Annotated in this window: 26 protein-coding genes and 1 pseudogene; 11 read left to right on the forward strand and 16 right to left on the reverse strand. The window is 71.5% G+C overall.

Annotated features, from left to right (window positions below; all coding sequences use genetic code 11):
• Window positions 1-13: 13 nt before the first annotated feature.
• The 4 genes from GWK50_RS06705 to GWK50_RS06720 are packed head-to-tail and all read left to right on the forward strand — an operon-like array spanning window position 14 to window position 3938.
• Complete coding sequence (locus GWK50_RS06705; RefSeq protein WP_063840196.1) at window positions 14-961, forward strand: tripartite tricarboxylate transporter substrate-binding protein; 948 nt, start codon at window positions 14-16, stop codon at window positions 959-961.
• A 37-nt stretch (window positions 962-998) separates the two neighbouring features.
• Window positions 999-2126, forward strand: a complete 1128-nt coding sequence (locus tag GWK50_RS06710) for a porin (protein WP_059400393.1) — start codon at window positions 999-1001, stop codon at window positions 2124-2126.
• A 33-nt stretch (window positions 2127-2159) separates the two neighbouring features.
• The gene (locus tag GWK50_RS06715; protein ID WP_059400394.1) at window positions 2160-3134 is read left to right on the forward strand and encodes a zinc-binding dehydrogenase; all 975 of its coding nucleotides are present in this window, start codon (window positions 2160-2162) and stop codon (window positions 3132-3134) included.
• 33 nt (window positions 3135-3167) lie between these two features.
• Window positions 3168-3938 (forward strand): citryl-CoA lyase, encoded by a 771-nt coding sequence (locus GWK50_RS06720; RefSeq protein ID WP_059400395.1) that lies wholly within the window; start codon window positions 3168-3170, stop codon window positions 3936-3938.
• Window positions 3939-4216: 278 nt separating this feature from the next.
• On the opposite strand, the gene GWK50_RS06725 is transcribed toward GWK50_RS06720, so the two are convergent.
• The 14 genes and pseudogenes from GWK50_RS06725 to GWK50_RS06790 form a co-directional block, all read right to left on the reverse strand.
• The gene (locus GWK50_RS06725) at window positions 4217-4678 is read right to left on the reverse strand and encodes a hypothetical protein (RefSeq protein WP_059400396.1); all 462 of its coding nucleotides are present in this window, start codon (window positions 4676-4678) and stop codon (window positions 4217-4219) included.
• A gap of 154 nt (window positions 4679-4832) precedes the next feature.
• Window positions 4833-5357, reverse strand: a complete 525-nt coding sequence (locus tag GWK50_RS06730) for a hypothetical protein (protein ID WP_059400397.1) — start codon at window positions 5355-5357, stop codon at window positions 4833-4835.
• Window positions 5347-6105 (reverse strand): hypothetical protein, encoded by a 759-nt coding sequence (locus tag GWK50_RS06735; RefSeq protein ID WP_059400398.1) that lies wholly within the window; start codon window positions 6103-6105, stop codon window positions 5347-5349. Before GWK50_RS06735 ends, GWK50_RS06730 begins: the two co-directional genes overlap by 11 nt.
• Entirely contained in the window at window positions 6102-6554 is a 453-nt protein-coding gene (locus tag GWK50_RS06740; RefSeq protein WP_059400399.1) for a DUF6878 family protein, read from the reverse strand. Before GWK50_RS06740 ends, GWK50_RS06735 begins: the two co-directional genes overlap by 4 nt.
• 200 nt (window positions 6555-6754) lie before the next feature.
• A complete protein-coding gene (locus tag GWK50_RS06745; protein ID WP_059400400.1) occupies window positions 6755-7051 on the reverse strand; it encodes a hypothetical protein in 297 nt (98 codons plus the stop codon).
• Window positions 7048-7506, reverse strand: coding sequence for a hypothetical protein (locus GWK50_RS06750; protein WP_059400401.1), 459 nt, complete (start codon window positions 7504-7506; stop codon window positions 7048-7050). The genes GWK50_RS06745 and GWK50_RS06750 overlap by 4 nt, the downstream gene beginning before the upstream one ends.
• An 88-nt stretch (window positions 7507-7594) precedes the next feature.
• Window positions 7595-8266: a hypothetical protein gene (locus GWK50_RS06755; protein WP_059400402.1), complete on the reverse strand. Its 672-nt coding sequence runs from the start codon at window positions 8264-8266 to the stop codon at window positions 7595-7597.
• Between the two features lie 87 nt (window positions 8267-8353).
• Complete coding sequence (locus GWK50_RS06760; protein ID WP_059400403.1) at window positions 8354-8968, reverse strand: hypothetical protein; 615 nt, start codon at window positions 8966-8968, stop codon at window positions 8354-8356.
• Window positions 8969-9404: 436 nt separating this feature from the next.
• On the reverse strand, window positions 9405-9734 hold the full coding sequence (locus GWK50_RS06765; RefSeq protein WP_059400404.1) for a hypothetical protein: 330 nt from the start codon (window positions 9732-9734) through the stop codon (window positions 9405-9407).
• Entirely contained in the window at window positions 9731-10036 is a 306-nt protein-coding gene (locus GWK50_RS06770; RefSeq protein WP_059400405.1) for a hypothetical protein, read from the reverse strand. Before GWK50_RS06770 ends, GWK50_RS06765 begins: the two co-directional genes overlap by 4 nt.
• A gap of 548 nt (window positions 10037-10584) precedes the next feature.
• A complete protein-coding gene (locus tag GWK50_RS06775; protein ID WP_059400406.1) occupies window positions 10585-10929 on the reverse strand; it encodes a hypothetical protein in 345 nt (114 codons plus the stop codon).
• Window positions 10930-10988: 59 nt separating this feature from the next.
• Complete coding sequence (locus tag GWK50_RS06780; RefSeq protein WP_059400407.1) at window positions 10989-11450, reverse strand: hypothetical protein; 462 nt, start codon at window positions 11448-11450, stop codon at window positions 10989-10991.
• 1 nt (window position 11451) lies between these two features.
• Window positions 11452-11733, reverse strand: a complete 282-nt coding sequence (locus tag GWK50_RS06785) for a hypothetical protein (protein ID WP_059400408.1) — start codon at window positions 11731-11733, stop codon at window positions 11452-11454.
• A gap of 260 nt (window positions 11734-11993) precedes the next feature.
• A pseudogene (locus tag GWK50_RS06790) lies at window positions 11994-12410 on the reverse strand (error-prone DNA polymerase); the annotation flags it as partial.
• A 481-nt stretch (window positions 12411-12891) separates the two neighbouring features.
• Between GWK50_RS06790 and GWK50_RS06795 the strand changes: the two are divergent.
• From GWK50_RS06795 to GWK50_RS19830, 6 genes are all read left to right on the forward strand, one after another.
• On the forward strand, window positions 12892-13602 hold the full coding sequence (locus GWK50_RS06795) for a hypothetical protein (protein WP_059400410.1): 711 nt from the start codon (window positions 12892-12894) through the stop codon (window positions 13600-13602).
• Between the two features lie 277 nt (window positions 13603-13879).
• Window positions 13880-15193: a hypothetical protein gene (locus GWK50_RS06800; RefSeq protein ID WP_059400411.1), complete on the forward strand. Its 1314-nt coding sequence runs from the start codon at window positions 13880-13882 to the stop codon at window positions 15191-15193.
• A gap of 202 nt (window positions 15194-15395) precedes the next feature.
• Window positions 15396-16187 carry a hypothetical protein gene (locus tag GWK50_RS06805; protein ID WP_059400412.1) on the forward strand — a complete coding sequence of 264 codons (792 nt, stop codon included), beginning with the start codon at window positions 15396-15398 and terminating at the stop codon, window positions 16185-16187.
• 9 nt (window positions 16188-16196) lie between these two features.
• A complete protein-coding gene (locus GWK50_RS19825; protein WP_242455313.1) occupies window positions 16197-17021 on the forward strand; it encodes a hypothetical protein in 825 nt (274 codons plus the stop codon).
• A gap of 140 nt (window positions 17022-17161) precedes the next feature.
• Window positions 17162-18061 (forward strand): hypothetical protein, encoded by a 900-nt coding sequence (locus GWK50_RS06815; protein WP_059400413.1) that lies wholly within the window; start codon window positions 17162-17164, stop codon window positions 18059-18061.
• Between the two features lie 443 nt (window positions 18062-18504).
• On the forward strand, window positions 18505-19014 hold the full coding sequence (locus GWK50_RS19830) for a hypothetical protein (protein WP_242455314.1): 510 nt from the start codon (window positions 18505-18507) through the stop codon (window positions 19012-19014).
• A 51-nt stretch (window positions 19015-19065) separates the two neighbouring features.
• Here GWK50_RS19830 and GWK50_RS06825 read toward each other — a convergent pair whose 3' ends face one another.
• Window positions 19066-19491 (reverse strand): type II toxin-antitoxin system PemK/MazF family toxin, encoded by a 426-nt coding sequence (locus tag GWK50_RS06825; protein WP_059400414.1) that lies wholly within the window; start codon window positions 19489-19491, stop codon window positions 19066-19068.
• Entirely contained in the window at window positions 19488-19757 is a 270-nt protein-coding gene (locus tag GWK50_RS06830; RefSeq protein ID WP_059400415.1) for a hypothetical protein, read from the reverse strand. The genes GWK50_RS06825 and GWK50_RS06830 overlap by 4 nt, the downstream gene beginning before the upstream one ends.
• Window positions 19758-19889: 132 nt before the next feature.
• Between GWK50_RS06830 and GWK50_RS06835 the strand changes: the two genes are divergently transcribed.
• Window positions 19890-20225 carry a hypothetical protein gene (locus tag GWK50_RS06835; RefSeq protein WP_059400416.1) on the forward strand — a complete coding sequence of 112 codons (336 nt, stop codon included), beginning with the start codon at window positions 19890-19892 and terminating at the stop codon, window positions 20223-20225.
• The last annotated feature ends 27 nt before the right edge of the window (window positions 20226-20252 follow it).

A 20252-nucleotide genomic window follows, 5' to 3' on the forward strand; every position in this document is an offset into this window, starting at 1 on the left:
CAAGGAGACAACGATGAAACGCAGATCGATTTTGCTGGGCGTGCCGCTGGGCGCCATCGCCCCCGCCATCTTCGCCAGCCCCAGGCCGGTCACGGTGGTCGTTCCGTACCCTGCTGGAGGCACCACCGACAAGGTGGGCCGCTACGTGGCGAATGGGTTGACGGAGAAGCTGGGCCAGAATTTCCTCGTGCTCAACAAGCCCGGCGCCGGCGGGACCATCGGCATCAGCGAGGTCGCGCGTGCGCCGGCCGACGGATCGATGCTCGGGATCGTCTACGACTCGCACGCCGTGGACCACCTCGTCTACCCGAGCCTTGCCTACCATCCGTTCAGGTCCTTCGAGTTCGTCAGCCTCGTGGTGACCGCGCCGCACGTGCTGGTCACCTCCGCCCGCACGCCCTACAGGACCCTGGACGACCTCATCGCCGCCGGCAAGGCGGGCCCGAACAAGGTGACGTACGGCGCGATCGGCGAGGGCACGTCGACGACCTTGAATGCGGCGCTGTTCGCCGAGAAGGCCGGCTTCCAGGCGCTGCGCGTGCCGTACAACGGCGGCGGTGGCGCCTACCTGGCGGATCTGCTGGCCGGGCGCTTCGACTACATCATGGGCGCCTTGCCGGCGGCCCTGGCCCATATTGAGAGCGGTCAGCTGCGCGCGCTCGCGTACGGCGGGCCCACCCGGTCCACCTTGCTGCCGGAGGTCCCGACGCTCAGTGAGACCTTCCCGGGCATGGAGGCTGCGTCCTGGGTCGGCGTGGTCGCTCCCGCAGGGCTGCCCAAGGCCAGGGTCGACCAGCTGAGCGATGCGATCCGCGCTGTGGTGCTCAGCGAGCCGCTGCGGCACAAGCTGGTGGCGGAGGGCTTCGTGGTGCAAGGGTCCACCAGTGCCCAGTTCCTCGAGCGCGCGCGCGCCGATTCCGAACTCCAGAGCCGGCTGCTCAAACGGGGCGCGAACAAGTAGCCCCCGACCGGCACCACCAGAACAAGAGGAGACAACCATGAAACACGCCATCGCGGCGGCGGGGGCTTGCTTTGCCCTGGCCGCCTCCCACTCCCACGCGCAGACCAACGTGGTGGTCTACGGCGTGCTCGACGTCGGCATGGACTACGGCAAGGCCGGATCGTTCAGCCAGGTGCGTCAGCTGTCCGGCGGGCTGGTCGGCTCGCGGCTGGGATTCCGCGGAACCGAGGACCTCGGCGGCGGCCTGTCGGCGGTGTTCCGCCTCGAAAGCGGCATCAACGCCGACACCGGCACGTTCGCCCAGGGCGGCCGCGCGTTCGGGCGGGAGGCCACGGTGGGGCTTTCCTCCAAGGACTGGGGCACGATCCGCCTCGGCCGCATGGGCAGCACCTTCTATGTGGCATCGCTTTCGGTCAATGCATTCCAGGCCGGCCAGTCGGGCTCGGTGTCGGCGATCACGAGGAGCACCGCGACGAGCGACAAGTACCCGCTGCACCTGATCGCCGCGGCCCGCTCCGACAACGCAGTGCACTACACCTCGCCGTCCTGGGGCGGCGTGCAGCTCCAACTGCACGGATCCGCCGGCGAGAAGAGCACCACGCAGGGCAGCATGGTCGGGGCCACGCTGCAGTACAACGCACGCCCCTGGAACGTCCTCGTCTCGGTGGCCAAGCAGCGCGGCGCCGGCAGCACGGACCGGGTGGGCGCGGCGCGCGGCCTGATGGTGGGCGGCAGCTACGACGCGGGCTTCGCAAAGGTCTTCGCCGGGTACACGCGCGAGAAGAACGACTGCCTCACCTGCACCGGCGTGCTGGAGCGCATGGAGGGGCTGACCGCCCGCGGCGCGGGCGACTTCACGCTGCTGAACCTGGGGGTGCGCGCGCCGGTGGGTGCCTGGACGCTGATCGGCGAGGTGTTCTACCTGCGCGACCGCAGCGACTACGCGGCGCCGGTGGGCAACAGGGATGTGCCGTGGCTGGCGCTCGGCGCGGAGTACGCACTGTCCAAGCGCACCACGCTGTGGGGATCCGTCGGGGCGGTGCGCAACCGCAACGGCTCCCAGTACGTGCTGTCGACCGGGCCCGCGCCGCGTCCGGCGAACGCGGTTCCCGCGGGCAACCCCACCGCCAAGAACATCGGCATCGGGATCACCCATGCGTTCTAGTTCCTTCGCCGCCGGCGGCCGGGAGGCGCGCCGATGAAAGCCGTCGTGGTGGTCGATTCGCCGCAAGGCAAGACGCTGCAGGTGCGGGAGGTGGCCGCGCCGGTGCCCGGGCCGGGCCAGGTGCTGGTGCACGTCCATGCCGCGGCCCTGAACCGCTCGGACCTGAGCCGTACGCAGAAGCACTATGCGCCGCGTCCAGTCCACATCGCGGGCAACGAGATGAGCGGCGAAGTCATCGCGCTGGGCCCGGGGGTGACGCGCTTCGCGCCCGGCGACCGCGTCATGGCCTTGGCCGACGGCAGCTACGCCGAACAGGTGTGCGTAGACGAAGACGTGGCCCTGAGGGTGCCGGACGCGCTGCCGCTGCTCGACGCCGCAGCCGTGCCGGTGAGCTACCTGACGGCGCACGACGCGCTGCGCAGCGCCGGCCACCTGGCCGGCGGCGAATCGGTCCTCATCCACTCCGTGACCTCCGGCGTGGGAATCGCCGCGGTGCAGATCGCGCGGGTGCTCGGCGCGGGCCTCGTCATGGGCTCGACGCGCCGTGCCGACAGGGCCGAGCCGCTGCGCGCGCACGGCCTGCAGGAGATCGTGGACCTGGCGCGGGCGCCCGACTTCTCGCGCGCCGTCCTGGAGAAGACCGGCGGGCAGGGGACGGCGCTGATCCTGGATGCGATCGGCGGCGGCGTGCTCGCCCAGAATCTGGCCGCGGCGGCGGTTCGCGGGCGCATCGTGGTGCTCGGCATGCTGGGCGGCACCGAGGACACGCTCGACCTGAACCTGCTCGCTTTGCGCCGGCTGCAGCTGATCGGCGTGTCCTTCCGCAGCCGCAGCCTCGCGGAGCGGGCGCAGGTGTGCCGGCGGTTCGAGGCGGAGCTTGGGCCGCGCCTCGCGGACGGCACGCTGCGCCCCGTGATCTCCAGGACGTTCCCCCTGGACGAGGCGCTGCAGGCCCAGGAGTTCATGCGCGGCAACCTGCACCTGGGCAAGATCGTCCTGCTGCCGTGAGCGACGCGAAAGACAAAAAGGAAGGTATCCGCCATGAACGTGACAGCCATCGGCCACGCGAGCACCCACACGGTCACGCTGCGCGGCCATGACCTGGCGCACGAGGTCCTCGGCAAGATGGACTTCGTGGAGGCGCTGGTCCTGTGCGTGCTGGGCCGCAGGCCGCGCGCCGAGGAGAAGCGGATGATCGACGCCATCCTCGTGGTGGCCCTGGACCATGGCCTGACCCCGCCGGCCATCGCCGCCCGGATGGCCTATCTCGGCGCACCCGAGTCGCTGGCTGGCGCCGTCGCGGCGGGGCTGCTGGGCGCGGGCTCCCGCTTCCTGGGCCCGGCGTCGCTGGCGGCCGAGCAGTTCGCCGGCTGGACGGCGGGCCTGACCGACGGCAACGGCCCTGAAGCCTACGCCCGGCTCGCGCGCGAACTGGCCGCACCTTCGGCGGGAACCCGGTTTGTCGGCTTTGGCCATCCGGTGCACACCGAGGGCGATCCCCGCGTCCCCGCGCTGCGGCGCATCGCGCAGGAGAACGGCTTCCACGGCAAGGCATGGCGCCTGGCCGACGCCATCGTGCAGGAACTCGAGCGGCAGGGCCGGCGCCTGCCGCTGAACGCGGCCGGCGGGACGGCGCTGTGCGTCCTGGGCATGGGGCTCGAGCCACGGCTCGCGACGTGCCTTGCGCTGATCGGGCGCTGCGGCGGACTGGTCGCGCATATCCTCGAGGAAAGCGCGGCGCCGCTGGCACAGGACGCCTGGCGCTTGATCGACACGCAATTCACCGCGCCGCCCGCGGACATCCGCCGGTGATCCCGGCGGGACCCGGGGATGGCGCCTCGGCAGCGCCCGGCCGGGCCAGGCGCCGCATGCTTGCGCCGAAGATCGTCGGCGCGTCCCAGCGGCCGGTGCGTTCATCCAGGCTTCAGGCGGCCTGAAAGGGCCAGGCGGCGGTGTCCGCCAGGGACAAACCGGCCGCCTCCGCGTCGAAGAGGCAGGCGCTCCGGAGGAAGCCTGCCTGGTGGCTCATGGGAACATGCCGCCTGGGTGATGCCCGGCGGCGCAGCGCCCCGCCGCTCGCGTGCTCCGGGCTACAGCGGGAACGCCGCGAGCAGCTCGGCGAAACTCAGTTGCGTGGGCAGCGCCGGAGCCTCATCCCGGCGGTACTGCTCGGGCACCTCCTGCGGCAGCATCTCGCCGCGTTGCACGGCGCGCTGGAGCAGGTCGTGCCGCTCGATCCAGAGCAGTTCATAGCGCGCGATCGCGTCCCATTCGGCCGGGGTGTTGCCCTCGACCTCGTAGGCGTGGTCGCAGGCGCGGGCATCGGTGTCGTCGTAGCGGACGCAGACCTCGCGGTAGGCGCCGAAATCGTGCGGAAAGCTCCGCACTGTGAACCGGGCCGGCACGTCGTCGGCCAGCGGGTACAGGCGCTCCAGCATGCGCAGGAACACCCGGCACTCGCGCCGCGAGCGCTCGTCGTAGTCGGCCCGGCCGACCTGGGCGCAGGCCTCCTCGCAGGGCGAGGGGCCGATGGTCATCAACTGGTAGGTCATGGGATATCTCCGAAAGAAGTGGCGGGCCGCCGGCCGGCATCGGCGACGGCGGCCCGGAGGTAAGGGCGCATTCCGGCCGGGCGGCCGGAATGCGCGCAGCAGGGGAGGGCGAGGACGCACTGAAGGCGCCGTCGCTGCCCCCGCCTTGCCCGGCTTACGTCAATCCCCAGGCCGCGCAGGCGAGGTCTCCGTCGAAGGGGCAGTGCTCAAGCAGCGTGGCGATGGCCGCGCGCTCCAGCGACACGGTGAGCGTGTCGAACCCCTCGGGATACTTGGCAAGACCGGTGTAGAGGTCGAATTCGCCGTCTTCCAGCGCTTCCTCGACGAGGCTGCTGGCGGCATCGAGGTCGAACTCACCATCCGGGAACGCCTCCTCTGGTCCGTTCAGCCCAGGAACCGCGCGGACCGCCGAGGCCTGGCACCGGATGCAGCGGTAGAAGCCCCCGCTGTCGTCGTACTCGGATGTGACCTCGAACGACAGCGTGACGGCGTCGAGCCAGGCGTGCTGGAGGAAGAGCGCCGCCAGCGTGGCGCCCGCCCAGCTGCGGTCGAGCCGCTCGCGATCGGCATGCGCCGCCCGGTAGCGGGCTTCGGCCCCGATGCCGGCGGCATTGAGCGCCACGGCGCCGTCGGCGCCCGCGAGGTAGGCGGGCTGCTCTTCTGTGGATTCAGTGGACATGGGTGTTCCTCGTTCTGCGGTGGTTTCCCTCTGAGAACACCACCGCGCTGGGTTGGATGTGGATCAGCAGCGGGTACCACCAGGACGGCACGGTGCAGACCTGGTGCCAGTCGCCGCGGCCGTCGTTGTCGCTGACGTGGACCTCGATGCAGCGCTCGCAGGCGAGCATCTCGGCCACGAACGTCGGCTCATGGCGTCCGGTGGCAGTCGCCAGGATGTGCAGGTGCGACAGATCGAGCGCGTAGGGCACGCCCGACTCGAACACCGCCCGGTATTCGGACCAGCTCGAGACCAGCCACGTGTCGCCCGGCGTGGGGTAGTGGCCCTCGATGCCGACCGGGCAGCCGAACAGGTCGGCGCAGCGGCGCGCGTGCTCCAGCGCCATGGACAGCGTCGCTTGCGCGCGCCGGCCGGCGTGCGCCGTGTACGCGGGCGCCCCGAGCCTGCGGCTGATGCGCGCCGCCTGGACGAACCAATCGGCGTGCAGCGTGAAGCCGCTGAGGTCGGCGAAGCGGCGGTCCGCGAGGACATGTACGTTGGCGTGCAGCCGGAAGCGTGTGCGCGGATGGGCCATGCGCAGCGCGTCGGCCCGGTCCTCGGTCAGGCAGCCCGTCGATTGCGGCACCAGCTGGACGTGCTCGGCCGACAGCGGTCCGAATAGCGGTTCGCCGATCGGAGCGTGCAGGAGCGCCGCGGCCGCTTCGTGGCGCATCCCCGGCCAGCAGGCCAGCGAGACATGCGCCTTCACAGCCGGACCTCCTGGTAGTCGGAGTCGGTAAAGTACGCCCGGTGCTCGATGACCACGCTGCCATCGGCCGTGTCGAAGACGACCTCGCCCGAGGCGCCGTCGCCGTTCTCCCAGCCGCCGAAGTGCTCGTCGACAAGCTCCATGGCGACGTCCGTGATGGCGTCGTCCAGGGGCCAGTCCTTCAGCGTCACCGTCATCTGCCAGGTGCCGCCGGACCATTCGCAGGTCTCCCTGTACTGGAGGACCTCGGGAATGGGCTCCAGCGTCCTGCCGTCCGGCAACTCGTATTGGACGCCTTCCGGGCCGCCGTTGTCGCCGGAGCCGGTGTAGCTGGCCACCGCGCGCGCGACGCCGTCGGCGCGCAGCGCGTCGAAGATCGCCGCCCGGTTGGCGGCGATGCGCTGCGGTGCGGAGAGCGGGGCGCTCTCCCGTTGCTCGTTGTCTTGCATGTCGTTTCCTCGAATGAAGGGGGCGCACGCGTTCCTCTCGGGACGGCGGCGCCCCAGGGGGTCATTGAAAGAGCCCGCCCTGACGGCGGGCTCGCTGTGGCGGCGCCTCGGGGCGAGGCGCCGTGATGGGGGCGCGCCAGTGGCGCGAGCGCGGACGCGGCCGGGTGTCCCGGCTGTCCGCTTTTCGCACCGTGGCGCGGCTAGGGCCGGCTCGGCGGCTGCGGTGTGCCCAGCAATCCGGCGAGCAGCGCGTCGTCCCTGGAAGGCCCGCCGCTGCCGGCGGGCAGCCGCGCGACGGTGTATCCCTGGGCGCGAAGCTGGCGGATGACCTCCGGCGCGTGGTGCGAGAACACCTTGCCGGTGCCCTCGGTGTGCGCAGTCAGCACGCGCCAGGCGTCCTCGCCGGCCTTCGTGTTCGGCAGGAACAACGTGAACAGCCCGTCGTCGCGCCAGCCGAGGTCGGGTGGGCCCGCCGCGGGCTTCGGACCGCGGCTCATCGCCGGTCCCGCGCCGCGGGCGCTTCCGTGAAGGCGACGACCCATTCCTCGGCGCCGTCGTTCACGTGGCAGGCGATGGCGAAGCGCCGCTGGCGCTCCGTCACACACTCGGGAAAGTGCGCGATGAGGTGCGCCACGCAGCGCACGTCCCAGTGATCGATGAGGCGGTGGCCACGGCGCCGCACGTGCAGCAGCCACTGCGACCAGTCGGTCCGGCCGGCCAGCGCCTGCGATCGGGCCCGCTGCCCCAGGGGCGAGCGTTGCGCGCTCTCTGCCGCGAGCGCCCTCAGCACCGCGCGTTCCTCGGCTTCCAGCAGCGTGTAGGGAATGAGCATGCGCACGGCGCGGCCGCCATCGAAGCCGACCGCGCCGTGCGAGGGATCGCAACGGGCGATCCGCTGGTCCAGCGCGCACTTGGCGCGCTCCTTGAGCGTCTCGAAAGGGATCTCGTACATGGTGTCTCCAGGCCGCCGCCCGCCAAGGGGGTGGTGGCATCGGGAAGAAGGGAAGGCGGGACGGCCCGTCAGGGCCGCCGTTGCCGCCTCACTGAAAAATCCGCGGCTCCACGGTCTCGCCGCACATGAAGGCGAGGTAGGCGCCAGCCCGGCCCGCGTCGGAAAACGCGGCGGCGACGGTGCCGCCCTGCAGCACCTGCCAGGCACGCGCTTTCTCCTCGGGGGTGTGGCGCAGCGCCAGCTTCGGCAGGCGGTAGGCGCGGTGCCGGTAGAGGTCGCGGCCGGTGTCCCACTCGACGATGCGCAGCAGGCAATCGGTCAGGATGGACCCGCCGCCGCCGGCGCCCGGCTCGACCAGCAGCGGCACCTTGAGGGTGCCGGTGGAGCGGCCGATGCAGCCGACGACGCCGTGTTCCTCCAGCCAGCACCGGCCGGTGGCGGTGTCGCCGAGCATCAGCCGCACCTTGCGGCCGTCGCGGCGGCAGGCTTCCAGCACGCGCGCCGCCTGAGGATCGGTGCCCGGCCCGAAATACGTACACCCGGCCAGCGGCGAGCGCCCCCAGGCGTGGACAGCCGTGCAGTATCTGGCGTAGCCGGCGAGCGTTCCGTGCTCGCCCTCCGCGAAAGCCAGATCCCGGCGGCCGAGCCGCTCGGCGATCAGGTCGGCATGGCCGCGGGCATTGTCGAAGCCCAGGCAGCTGTAGCCGTCGCCGCTCGGGATGACGTACAGCTGCATATCGGCATTCAGCGTCACATCCATGGTGGATTCCTCCGGTGAAGGCGGAACCCGGCCCTGCGCGGGACGGGCCCCGCGGGGTGGGTGAATGGTGGCGCCGTGGTGCCGGTGTCAGGCGACCAGGCGCGCCGGACGGCGTGCCGCAGGGTCGGCGAACAGGCGCCGCAGCGCCGTGGGATCGCCAGCGGTCAGCGCCGCGCAGGCGTGCTCGACCGCGCTCTCCACCTCGGGCGTGCTGGGCTCGGTCGGCAGGATGCTGGCGAGCACCATGTCCTCGCCGCCGAGGAACCTCAGCTCGCCGTCCGCGGCGTGGTGCAGCACCTGCCACACGGGCCGGGGCTGCGCGCACAGGTGCCCACGCACCAGCTGCGCGGCCTGGGCGAGCGTCTCGGTGAGCTCGACCCGCTCCAGTTCGCCGACGTCATGGCTGTAGAAATGGACCAGGTGGTGGCTCGGCTGCAGCGCCGTGAGCGTGTCCAGCGGCGGGCCGCCGCGGACCACGGGCGCGCCATCCGGCGCCGCCATGGCCAGGGGCGCGGTCTCCACGTGCTGGCAGCGCTCCAGATGGTCGAGCTTGAGCAGCAGCGCATCGGCGTGCGCGCGGTGCTCGTGCGACAGGTGGGTGCGCATCGCGAGGATCTCCTGCGTCATCACGCGCAGCTCTTGAACGATGGCGCGCTCGGCGCGGCGCTCGATGGCGCACAGGATTTCGGTGATGTTGGGCATGGGATGGCCTTTCTGAAAACGAGATGGGCCGCGACCCGCGAGCGGGTACGGCACGTTTGCGCGGACAGGGCCGCTGAGAAGGGGGAGGCGCCGCGCTGGGCGCGGGCGCAGTGGCTGGGGCCGGCGGGGCCGGCAGGCGATCGGCCGCCCGAGGGCGGCGATGCAGAGGGCAGCGGTGCAGTGCACCAGGCGGGTAACGACCGCAACGCCCGAGGTGCTCGGGAACGCACAAGGCGTGCTCGGGCGCGGGCCCGACAAGCGCCTTCAGCATGCCAGGGGCCGCGCAGGCTGGCGAGAGGGCGGCCGCGCTCGCGGCCGGAAACGGCGCCCGCGCGCGCTGATTCAGGGTGGCGGATCAGGCGCCGGGCATGGACGCCGTGGCAGGCGGGGGGATGGGAACGGCACCGGCCCGCGCATGCGGGCCGGTGCCGTCGGATCACCCGGCCGCCAGCACCGTCGGTGGCTGATCGCCGTGGTGCTCGACGACCAGGTTGCCGATGTTGCGGCACTGGTCGAGGAAGATGCTCTCGATCATGCCGACCGGCACCGCGATCCCGAGCGCTTCCAGCCTGTCGGCCACGGTGTTGATGTCGGTCCAGTCGTGGGCCGGATCGTCGAGGCTGGCATAGAGGAACTGCTCGTCCTCCCAGGGCGGCAGGTCGGCATAGAGGACCTGCAGGAACAGCTCGCGCAGCGGCCGGTCGTAGCCCGCCACCACGGTGACCTTGCGGCCGCGGTGCTCCAGATGGGCGATGTGGCGGCTCATGGCGCGTCCTCCGCGCCGTCGAACGCCGGCAGGCCGTCGACGGCTGGCGCATCCGCGTCGAACTTGATCCACACGACCCCGGCGGGCCGCGCGATGCGGAAGATGGCGGCCAGATCGGGCTCCTCCGGCGTCGTGTCCTCGGTGCCCACGTGGACGAAGCCGCCGTAGTCGTTGGGGTACGCGACGATGGACAGCCTGCCTTCGGCGAGCCGCTCGCGTGTCGGGCCGCTGAGGTGGACGATCGAGATCGCCGCCAGGGGCTCCAGGTGGCGCAGCAGGGATCGGGACAGCGCGGTCCTCATGACGCGCCTCCCTGCGCCTTGGGCGCCGGCGTGCGTGGGCCGCGGGCCCGGCGGGCGCGGCGGAAGACCATGCCGCACTGGCGGCAACGGAACCAGGTGCTGCGCCCCAGCGATCCGAGGAGGCAGCCGTCGCCCTGGCAGACAGGGCAGGGCGGGAAGGTGGCATGCGGCATGCTCGCCTCCGCTCAGGACATCGTGGCCGGAGTCCGGCCGTGGACAGGATGGGTCATGGAGTTCTCCTTGCAGATGGGCAGGGAACGCCGCGACCCCAGCGGGAAGCAGCATTCCCGTGGGAAAGAGGGCGCGATGCGCCCGCGGTCTCTGGTGCAGATAACGCCTGCGGCGCCCGGCGTCGGCCGGGAGGGCTTCCGCAGGAAGGCGCGGAAGCAAGGGACCAGCAGATTGTGGGCGGCTCCCGCCGCTGCAGGAAGCCGCCGCCCACCGCTCGCCCGCGCAATGGCCCCCGTAGACGGGGCATTGCGCGTGGCGGCAGCGCTCGGGGGCGCGGCACGCGCAGCGGCCGGGGCGGGGTGGCGTCGGCAGACCGCTCAGGGACCCGACAGCGCCAGCAGCTCGGCATAGAGGGCTTCGGCGGCGCGGGCGGTGCGTGCCTGCGCGCACCGGTCGAACCAGGCGTGGCCTGCGGGCACGCTGAACCGGGCGCCGCCCCCCTGCGCGATGGTCGCCAGCACGCGGCTGACCCGCACGCTGTAGGTGCCGTCGTCGAACACGACGCGCGTGCCGTTCCACCCCAGGCCGAGGGCCTGGTTCATGGCCTCGGCCGTGGCCTGGAAAAGTGCTTCGTGGCTGGCGCCGGGGTTGGCGGCGCGAAGCGCCGTCTCCACCGAGTTCCAGAGATTCATCGCGCCTTCGATGGCGCTGGGAATGGACATGCGGTACTCCTTGCAACGGAAGGCGGCCAGGCGATGCCTGCCCGCCGGTGGATGTGGCTTCAGGGGCGCGGCGTGCCGGGAGGCTTCCCGGGGTCCACGACGCGGGCGTCCGGCCCGAAATGCAGGCCGCTGATCAGGTAGTGCCGGCCGGTGGCCAGTGCGCGCACCTCGATCGCGTTCGGCGTGTGGACGCGGGCGACCTCGCATTCGCCCAGCCGTTGCGTCGCGACGAGGTCTCCGATGCCCAGCGCGCCCTCCCGGGCGAGTCGCACCAGTCGCAGGGTGCCGGGCGGGACGGGCTCGCTCTGGGGCGGCTCGCTGTACGAGCCCAGGAAGCGGCGGCGGCAGATGTGCCGGGCCGATTCGCGGTTCTGCGCATCGACGGCTTCTCCGTAGGTCCTCGCGTAGCCGTCGAGCAATTCGTCGAGCATCGCCTCGGTGCGCAGCTCGGCGCAGGCGTCCAGCCGCTCGATGGCCACCTTGGCCCAGAGGGGGAGGTACCGGTAGGGGGTCGGGCCCATGTCAGTGCTCCGTCGCTGGGGAGGTCTCGTCGACTGGCTCCGCACCCAGGCGGGCCAGCAGGCGGTTCATCTGCGGGATGCCGAAGTCCTGCGGCTCGAAGGGGCGGCCTCCGGGGCACAGGCCTTCGGCCTGGACGCTCTGCAGCGCTTCGAGCTTGTCCGCGCGCAGGCGGTAGAGGGCGTCCACGACGAGCTGCGCGTCGTCGTCGCCGAGGACCTCTTCGAGGTCGGAGGGGTCTCGGTCCGGTGCCGCATCGGCACCGGCATGGTCGGGAGTGGGCATGGTGTTCTCCAGGTGAAAAGGGGAACACCCGCCTCCCCAGGGAAGCGGTGTTCCCAGGGGAGTCGGCGAGCGCGGGTCGCGCTCAGGTCGGGGCAGGTGACGTCTGCGGCGCCCGGCCAGGGCCGGGAGGCGCCTCCTTGAAGGAGACAGCGCGCGAGGTCATTGTGGGCATCGCCGGCGGCACGCGGCGCGGCGCAGCGCGCATGCCCGCGAAACCGCCCCAGTACGCGGGCGGTTCGGGTGGCGATGCGGCGCGGCCTTCAACGGAAATCCCGCGACGTCGTCGCCAGCCGCCCCAGCAGCGGCGTGAGGTCGGCCAGCCGGTGCGCGACGAGGTTCTTCACGTCGCCCTCGCGCTGCCATTTCCCGTACACCGCGGCCAGGCGCGAGCGCAGCACCTCGGGCCGCTGCTTTTCCCGCAGCGACTTCCACACGGTGACCTGCACGTTGCCGGTCTCGGCCTCGAGGCTGACGAAGATGGTGCCGTTGGCCGCCTCCGGCTGCCGGCGCACCGTGCCGATGCCGGCGCAGCGCACGAAACGGCCGTCGGGCACGTCCTCGAGGTCGGCCGCCCTGGCCAACTGGCGCCGGGCCAGGGCAGGGCGCAGCAGCGCCAGCGGGTGGCTGCGCAGCGTCAGGCCGACCGTGGCGTAGTCGTGGCCCAGCTCCCCGCCCTCCCTCCAGCGCTGCGGGCAGTGCCGGTGAGGGTGCTGCGGTGGTCGATCACCTTCCGCACGCCGCGGCGCTCGTCCCGCTGAAACAGTGCGCCGCCGCCGTGACCACCCGGCGTGCATCGCCCGGGCGTGGTGGCGGGCGTCCGCCAGCCGCGAGGCCCTGCGTAAGGATTGAAGGAAGTGGTGGCCAGTGATAGAGTGAACGCGCTTGCGGTGCCATGCACCGGCGTGGGCAAGCTGCCAGCCCGCTGGTCGATCCAGCGAATCGCAGCCCTCAGAGACCACGGACTCCCGCCCGTTGTGCGACCCCGCCGCCCTTCCGATGGACGGCCCGACACCCGACCCGCGGCATCCCTTTCCAGGATGGCCCGTTTCTTTGTGTCCCGCGTGCCTGCGCATGCGGGATCGTCTTACCCTTTCCGCGGGAAGCTGCCACTTCCCCGAAGGGATCGGCGTGGCCCCGCGCGTTCTTCAAGGAGCCACCATGACCCATCCCGAATCGAACCCGGGCGCTTCCGGCACTGAGCCCCGCGAGGTGCCTGCGGGCACAGCACCGCCGTCAGCGGCATGCGCATGCCCCGAGACCGCCGGTAGCCATCGCGCCGCGGCCCTCGCGGCGCTGCGGACCGATGGCCTGGCCATTGGCGAGTGCATCAGGACGCTGGCCGTCCCCAATGACGATCCCTACGTCACTGCGGCCCGCGAGGCCATCCGATGGGACGACGACGTGGAGATCGACGACGAGACGACCACCTCGGTCGGCGACGGCGGCGCCTGGGTCCTGGCGTGGCTGTGGGTCAGCGACCACCAGGCCGGCGTTCTCTCGCACAGCGAGATGCTGGAGGAACTGGCCGAGCACGCGGGCCAGGCCCTCGCCGCCGTCCACGGCCTCGACAAGGAGACCTTCGCGCTGCGCGAGAACCAGCTCCTCTGGCTGGAGGAACTGGTCACCCACCATGCCGAAGAGATCGATGCGATCACGTCGGTACGGCCCACGGCCGAACCCGGCGCCATCCTGTGGGTCGACGAGACGGGGAGCGCCCTGTGGTTCGTTCCTTCCGAGGCGCTGCTGCATCTGCTTGGGCTCGCCAGGAAGGCCGGCCTGGCGCCGAAGCTCGCCGAACATTGCGAGCGCTTCTGCGCGCAGTACGGCAGGACGCTGGACGCGGTTCTGACCGTGATCCCGCTGGGCTGATCCGGTCGGGACAGGCACAGGCGCCGCCGGCGTTGCATCGGCCAATGCCGGATGGCCTCGATTTTTCCGGGCTGGGCTTGCCTGCGTACGCGGCGGCTCGGCCCGCCCTGGCCGGCGCCTGCCGGCCTTCGCTCTGGGCACCGGACCGCCGTGCGCGGACCGGGCGCCAGACCTTCATCGCCGTCCGACGCGCCGATCGGGCGCCGGACATGTTTCAACCCCCGCGGGACGCACTCCCGCAGGGGGCGGCCCCGCGACCTGTTCAATGGGACCGTCAATGAACAAGCACCAAGTCATGGCTCTTTCCAACCTGCGGCCGGAGACGGTCGTTGCCGTGGAAGGAGTTCCGTTCACCAGCCGCGCGCTGGCACTGCCTGGCGTCGAGGCAGCACGCGAGTCGCTGTCCGAAGTCGCCCCCGGCGGCGCGGCCGATGCGGACGAAGGGATCGACGTCAAGGCCGGATGCCGCCTGGAGCCCGACACCGAGGCCCGCATGGTCGTGATGGAGCAATTCATCGTGGCCGGCGGCCTGTGCCACGACGACGATGCCGGGCACTGCAACCCCCTGACCGAAGACCAGGGCAACGGCAGCCTGTACCACCGCGGGCGCCGCGCGCGCCCTGGCGAGGAGGCGTCCTTTTTCGAGGCGCTGGGCCGCGACGGCGAGGGCAACAAGGACCTCGCCGCGGAATGCGTGTCCGACCTCCTGGCCGGACAGGTCTGCGCGTCGATCCGTTCGAACCGTTCGCTGATGGCGACACTCGGCAATCTGCTGCGCAGCCGTGGCCGGGCGGCCGCCAGCTGGGACGCGGTCCTCAAGACGGTCGCGCAGGCCATCCACCAGGAAGGCTGGGCGTACGCGCTGGACTACGTGGCGCAGTGGTTCCTCGACGTGCCGTGGTGGGCCGAGCTGCCGCAGGCCTGGCGCGACAAGCTCAAGGACCTGTCCAGCCTGCTCGACGAGCGCGAGGCCGAGGCCGCGTGGAAGCGCGCCCGCGCCGCGGGCCGCATCGGCAGCCCGCTCGCCGTCCTGCTCGACATCTACGAGCATGGTGGCGTGGTCTACAGCGTCGCGGGTCAGGGCATGCAATGCCCCTGGGACACGACGCGCGGCGGCGCCATCTGGGTGCCGGACCAGCAGGCCGAGGACAACATCCGTTGCAACGTGCTGCGGGCGCTGGGCGGCGGCGAGGTGCGCTGGTTCGGCGCCACCGGCGGCGGGAACGAACCGCCGGTCGTTCGCCATTCCAACGACGGCGGGCACACCTGGGACGGTGACCATGCGACCGAGGCCGGCCCTCTGGCCGCGTGGGCCGACGCGCGCGGCCTGAGCCTCGCGCCGGCCGAGCTCGCGGCCACGCTCGCCGAGGAGGCCACGCGCTACTGCCAGGCCGTGCTGGAGGAATACAACGCCTGGGTCAACGGCGAGGTCTACGGCGTCGTCGTCTACGTGCTAGACCGCGCCACCGGACGGCGCATCGAGGACCGCGACGAGGAATGCTGGGGCTTCATCGGCCATGCGTATGCCGAGGAGACCCTGGAGGACACGGTGCTGTCCACGGTGGTGCGCCTGGGCGCCGCGGCGCACTAGCCGCGCAACGGCTGCCGCGGCCGGCCACTGTCCCATCCGGGGCGTGGCGCCGTGGCACTTCACATCCGTTCAGTCCCGGCGTACGGGCTGGGCACAAAAGGCCGTAGGCGGCAAGGCGCCGCCGCGGCGTCATCGATCACCCCCCGGGGCGCCGTGCCCCTCGGGGGCAGGCCGCCCCTTCACTTCCTGAAGGAGAAATCACATGAGCAACGACATGAGAGATCTTGTCGACAGCCTCCTGGCGTACGCGCTGAGGTACGCCGCCGACGACGGCAAGGCCGCCAGCGCCAGTTGCTGGGACCTGGTCGCCCAGGCGCGGCGCTGCCTGCGCGAGACCGAGCACCAGCGTAGGCCGGGCGAGGACGCAGAGGATGCCGAGGCGAACCGCGGGACGGCGCGCGCGCGAGCGCTGAACGCGCTGCGCCGCGACGGCCTGACCATCGGCGAGTGCCTCCAAGTGCTCGCCGCGCCCGAAGACGACCCGTATGTCTCGGCGGCCCGCGAAGCCACGGCGTCGAACGCGGACATCCGGATCGACGTCCACACGGCCACGGCGCGCGGAGAGGGCGGCGCGTGGGTGCTGTCCTGGCTTTGGATCAGCGACCGCCAAGCCGGGGTGCTTTCGCACAGCCAGATGCTGGAGGAAGTGTGGCGGCGTGCGGGCGACCTGCTCACGGGCGCGCACGGGCTCGATGACGGTACGGCGTGGCTGAGGAACAACCAGGTGCTCTGGCTCGACGCCGTGTGCGCCAGGTTCTCCCGGGAGATCGACGGCGTCGAGGCCGCCCGGCCCGGCGCCGGATGCGGCCCCATCGTGTGGGTCGATGAGCGGCGGCGCGAACTGCGGTTCGTGCCCTCGGAGGCCGTGCTGCAACTGCTGGCGCTGGCGCGCCGGGCGGGGCTCGAGCGCCATGTGGCGGAGCACTGCGAGCGCTTCTGTTCGCTGCACGGCCGCGCGCTGGATGCGTTGCTAGCTTCCGTCCCGCTGCGCTGACGCGGCGCAATGAACAAGGAGATGGACATGCCTCGATATGGCGTTTTTCAAGATGGCGGTCGCTATGACGACCTGGGCACACTCTGCGAGGCGATCGGCCTCGCAGAAGAGTTGATGGGAGGCATCCCGGTCGGCGAGTGCTCGACCTTCACCGTGGAGCGCGACGGCCGACTGCTGGCGAGCGTGACGAACCGCCGCATCACCGGGACCTTCCACAAGGAATACTGGAGCGCAAGGGAGGAGGCGGTGGAGTGCGAAGCGCTCGAGTTCGACGCGACCGGCCACGTGCTACGCATGGCGGGCGGAGAGCTGCGCGCGCTGCGCGACAACCGGGATAGCAGCGACGCGGTGGGGCAGGCGCACGTGGCGTGGAACGGTCCTTTCCGGGTCACCCTCGTGGAATCGGTGTGCGAGTTCTTCGGCGTGGACGACGTGGCGGACATCACCGACGAGGCCCTCGCGTTCGCGCGCTGGCGCTGGTACGAGGAAGCGCCGGTGAAGGCCTGCGTCCATCTGACGGTGGCGCTGCAGGTCCGCGTCGCGGCGGGAGCGAGTCTCGCCGAGTTCGTCGGGCGCCTCGACTGGGGATTCCATTCGCGGACCGTCGGCGTCTCGGTCACCGACGCGGAGATCCTCGGCGCGGAGCAGCCCGGGGACCCGGACGCCGCCGCCTTGTCCGAGGACGAGATCGCTGACTTCCTGTGCCGGCGAATCGAGAACGGTGAGCTGGCCGCCGAGGACATTCCCGTGCGCCTCGCACGGTACGGGCTGATGCAGCCGCTCGCCTTCGTCGAGGAGATGCGGGAGCGCATGGCGTCGGAGAAGGGCGGATAGCCGTCCCTGGCAGGACATCGACGAACCGTGGATCCCCCGCGCAGCTCGGCTGCCGGGGGATCGTCGCGTCCGCAGGCGCCGCCGCGCTTGAAATGAAGGCGGCGCGCGGGAGACTGGACGCGCAAAGGAGCCATCCGGCCATGTCATCCATCCTCAGCTTTCCAGAGCGCGGCCCATGGGGCAACGCGCGCTACCGGGGCAATTGCTCCGGCCATGTCTACCGCGCCTTGTTCGAGATGCTGCGGCCCCGCAGCTTCTGCGATCCCATGGCGGGCAGCGGCACCTCGGTGGAGGTGGCGCGCGAGCTAGGCATCCTCGCCCACGGCCTGGACCTGCGCATGGGCTTCAACGCGCTGCGGCACTCGATCCTGGCCACCATCGGCGGCGAGCCCGTGGACGCCTGCATCTCGCACGTGCCCTATGGGCCCATGATCGTCTATTCGGGCGAGGTCTGGGGCACGCAGGCGCATCCGGACGACCTGAGCCGCTGCGCCGACGACGAGGACTTCCACGAGAAGCTGCAGGTCGTGCTGCTCAACCAGCGCGCCGCCGCGCGTCCCGGGGGGCACTACGGCACCATCATCGGGGACCGTCGGCAGGGCGGGCGCTATGTCTCCTACCAGGCCGAGGCCATCGCGCGCATGCCCTCGGACGAGCTCGCGGCTGTGCTGCTGAAGGCGCAGCACAACGTGCGCAGCGATGCGCGCGCCTATCGCGGCATGGCGCTGCCGCGCATCACGCACGAATACATCCTGCTGTGGCGGCGCCGCGAGACGACGGTGTTCGGCGTGCTGCGCGGACTCGCGGCGGGGGCGCACCAGCGGCTGCGCTCGACGTGGCGCGCCATCGTCCACCTGTGCCTCATGCAGTTGGGCGGGCAGGCGGAACTGGCCACGCTTTACGAGGCCGTGCGCGGCGCGGCGGCGAACCGCTGCGAGGCGAACCCGCATTGGCAGGCCAAGGTGCGCCAGGTGCTCAATCGCTCGGAGCATTGGTTCGAGTCGCCCGGGCGGGGCGTCTGGCGGCTCAAGGACGCCTGAGGCTTCGCGAGGCAGCCGCGCGCGGCGGAGGTGATCTTGTCCGCGGCGCCCGCGCGGTGGCCGGGCCGTGGAAGAAACACCCCGGGCGCAATGCATGCGGCCCGGGGTGGCAAGACGCTCCGCAGTGGCGGCGGAGCGCGGCCTGCTCGGGGAGGAAAGCAGGGGGCTCGGCCCGGTGCCGATCGTAGCAGCGGCATGGCCGGACCAGCACCCTTCGGACCGTTGGAGCCCCGAAGGCGGTGGGCCAGCGGGCCATTCGGGCGGGCGCGGGTGCGCCCTTGATGGCGCCGATGCCGGGGCCAGACTGGCCGCATGACCATACCGTCTCGCTCCACCAAAGCCCCTGCAGGGAACCGCCGCCCGCCGACGGCGGCAGCGCCGCGCACCGCGGTGCGCCGGCCACCGGGGCCGTGCGCCGCCGACGCGCCGGGGAGGTGACCGCCATGGGCTATCTCAATCCCTTGCTGCGCTTGCCGGCCGCGCAGGGCCTGCAGGCGCTGGGTGCCCCGGAGCGTGCAGCGCTGGCGCGGCTCCTGATGGATCTGCGCGCCCAGGCCAACGACGAGGCCGAGAACGCGTGGCGCCGCCGCAAAGGCCCCATGGCCTGCTATTGGCGCGCGGTCGCGACGTATGCCCGTCACATCGCCCACGTGCTGCGCATGCCCCGGCGCCCGCGCCGCAGCCACGGTGCGGATGCCACGATGGCGCTGCCCAAGATCCACGCGGCCGCCATGACCGCGCAGGACATCGTCGCCGTCTTCGAGGACCTGTCGGTCCGCAACCGCAACCCGCCGCTCGACGAGGCCGTCGTGGGGCTCGCGCGCTGGATGTCGCAACGGCGCACGCGCCTGACGGACGAGGACTTCACGGCGCTCGCCGCCGTGGGCGGCGCGATCTACGAAGCCGCGCTGCAGCACCGGATGGCGGCCGGGTCGTTCCCGTCGATCCGGTGAACGGCTGGAGCCCCGCCCAGGCGGGCGAAGTCCGGAGAGTCGCGACGGGCCTCAGAAGGCCTTGGGCTGACTCCTGGCCTCCAGGATGGCCGACTGCAGTTTGCGCTTCACCACGGCGTCCTGGAGGTCGAGCCGGCCCCGCCGGGGATGTTTCGGCGTCTTGCCAGGCGCAGGCGCGAACCAGGCATCATCGAAGGGCAGCCGGTGGTGGTTGACCAGGTCGAACTTGGTGGCCTTGGTCAGGCCTGTCTTGGCGCTGGCATCGATCACGAACTCGCCCGGATACACCGCCGTCGTGTTCTGCGAAGTGGCGTACGCCACCACGACGACGGAACCCGCGGGATCGTCGGCCGCTTCCTCGACCTGAAGCACCAGGGCCGGCCGGTCCTTGGGGCCCGGCACGCCCACTTGCTGGGGAAAGCGGCATTCGACGATGTCGCCGGGCTTCGGGCGGGGTGTCCAGTAGGTCGCGCTCACAGCAGCGAACCGATGACCCTGCCTTTGCCCTTGGGCTCGGCCTTCGCGATCGCCTGGTGCTGGGTCCGGGTGAGCGGCAGGAGCTTCTCCGTGTCCTGCTCGACAAGCACCTCGTCCCTGAGCCTGGCGAGCGCGTAGAGAACCGTCTGGGTCTCGTTGAAACCCAGTTTCCTGGCAATGGCCTTCAACGCGTCGCGCGACACCGTCGTGAGGGTGTCGTCCTTGAAGTTCAGCTTCAGCGGCTGCTGGCCGGTGGTGGTGGGCATCGCACGATCCTTGTCATTTCGGTATATGCATAGGATATATATTTTTAGGGCATCCTGCAAACCGCCCGCCACCGGGGGACGTCGAGCGCGGACAGGGGCCAGGGCTATGATCTTTCCAGTGAAACAAGGGGTATGAAGATGGCGGATACCAGTGGGCCGGACGCCTCGACGCAGGAAGAGGCGCAGGCGCAACGATGGCTGGACGAGCTCCGGCGCGAGGTGCGCAGCGCGGCCGAGGGGCGCACGTCCGACGTGCAGCGGGGCGCCGAATCGCCGGCCGTCGCCGCCGCCCTGTTCGACAAGTTCGGCGGCGGCATCTGTGCGGCCGCCCATGTCCTCGGCCTTGACACCGGTGGCCTGCAGCGCGAGGTCGATGCGCTCGCCCGCCAGATCGATCCCGACTTCGATGCCCATCCCAAAGCGCGCTGGGCGGCGCGGCCGGGGGCGTTCTCGTTCGAACGTGACTAGGTGAGAGGTGCCGAGCGGGGTGGTCGG

Source organism: Acidovorax sp. 210-6, from assembly GCF_010020825.1.
Taxonomy (GTDB): Bacteria; Pseudomonadota; Gammaproteobacteria; order Burkholderiales; family Burkholderiaceae_C; genus Simplicispira; species Simplicispira sedimenti.

Coding starts and splice junctions, on each gene's coding strand:
- GWK50_RS06705 (WP_063840196.1), top strand. CDS start 14: ATGAAACGCAGATCGATTTTGCTGGGCGTGCCGCTGGGCGCCATCGCC.
- GWK50_RS06710 (WP_059400393.1), top strand. CDS start 999: ATGAAACACGCCATCGCGGCGGCGGGGGCTTGCTTTGCCCTGGCCGCC.
- GWK50_RS06715 (WP_059400394.1), top strand. CDS start 2,160: ATGAAAGCCGTCGTGGTGGTCGATTCGCCGCAAGGCAAGACGCTGCAG.
- GWK50_RS06720 (WP_059400395.1), top strand. CDS start 3,168: ATGAACGTGACAGCCATCGGCCACGCGAGCACCCACACGGTCACGCTG.
- GWK50_RS06725 (WP_059400396.1), bottom strand. CDS start 4,678: ATGACCTACCAGTTGATGACCATCGGCCCCTCGCCCTGCGAGGAGGCC.
- GWK50_RS06730 (WP_059400397.1), bottom strand. CDS start 5,357: ATGTCCACTGAATCCACAGAAGAGCAGCCCGCCTACCTCGCGGGCGCC.
- GWK50_RS06740 (WP_059400399.1), bottom strand. CDS start 6,554: ATGCAAGACAACGAGCAACGGGAGAGCGCCCCGCTCTCCGCACCGCAG.
- GWK50_RS06745 (WP_059400400.1), bottom strand. CDS start 7,051: ATGAGCCGCGGTCCGAAGCCCGCGGCGGGCCCACCCGACCTCGGCTGG.
- GWK50_RS06750 (WP_059400401.1), bottom strand. CDS start 7,506: ATGTACGAGATCCCTTTCGAGACGCTCAAGGAGCGCGCCAAGTGCGCG.
- GWK50_RS06755 (WP_059400402.1), bottom strand. CDS start 8,266: ATGGATGTGACGCTGAATGCCGATATGCAGCTGTACGTCATCCCGAGC.
- GWK50_RS06760 (WP_059400403.1), bottom strand. CDS start 8,968: ATGCCCAACATCACCGAAATCCTGTGCGCCATCGAGCGCCGCGCCGAG.
- GWK50_RS06765 (WP_059400404.1), bottom strand. CDS start 9,734: ATGAGCCGCCACATCGCCCATCTGGAGCACCGCGGCCGCAAGGTCACC.
- GWK50_RS06770 (WP_059400405.1), bottom strand. CDS start 10,036: ATGAGGACCGCGCTGTCCCGATCCCTGCTGCGCCACCTGGAGCCCCTG.
- GWK50_RS06775 (WP_059400406.1), bottom strand. CDS start 10,929: ATGTCCATTCCCAGCGCCATCGAAGGCGCGATGAATCTCTGGAACTCG.
- GWK50_RS06780 (WP_059400407.1), bottom strand. CDS start 11,450: ATGGGCCCGACCCCCTACCGGTACCTCCCCCTCTGGGCCAAGGTGGCC.
- GWK50_RS06785 (WP_059400408.1), bottom strand. CDS start 11,733: ATGCCCACTCCCGACCATGCCGGTGCCGATGCGGCACCGGACCGAGAC.
- GWK50_RS06795 (WP_059400410.1), top strand. CDS start 12,892: ATGACCCATCCCGAATCGAACCCGGGCGCTTCCGGCACTGAGCCCCGC.
- GWK50_RS06800 (WP_059400411.1), top strand. CDS start 13,880: ATGAACAAGCACCAAGTCATGGCTCTTTCCAACCTGCGGCCGGAGACG.
- GWK50_RS06805 (WP_059400412.1), top strand. CDS start 15,396: ATGAGCAACGACATGAGAGATCTTGTCGACAGCCTCCTGGCGTACGCG.
- GWK50_RS19825 (WP_242455313.1), top strand. CDS start 16,197: ATGAACAAGGAGATGGACATGCCTCGATATGGCGTTTTTCAAGATGGC.
- GWK50_RS06815 (WP_059400413.1), top strand. CDS start 17,162: ATGTCATCCATCCTCAGCTTTCCAGAGCGCGGCCCATGGGGCAACGCG.
- GWK50_RS19830 (WP_242455314.1), top strand. CDS start 18,505: ATGGGCTATCTCAATCCCTTGCTGCGCTTGCCGGCCGCGCAGGGCCTG.
- GWK50_RS06830 (WP_059400415.1), bottom strand. CDS start 19,757: ATGCCCACCACCACCGGCCAGCAGCCGCTGAAGCTGAACTTCAAGGAC.
- GWK50_RS06835 (WP_059400416.1), top strand. CDS start 19,890: ATGAAGATGGCGGATACCAGTGGGCCGGACGCCTCGACGCAGGAAGAG.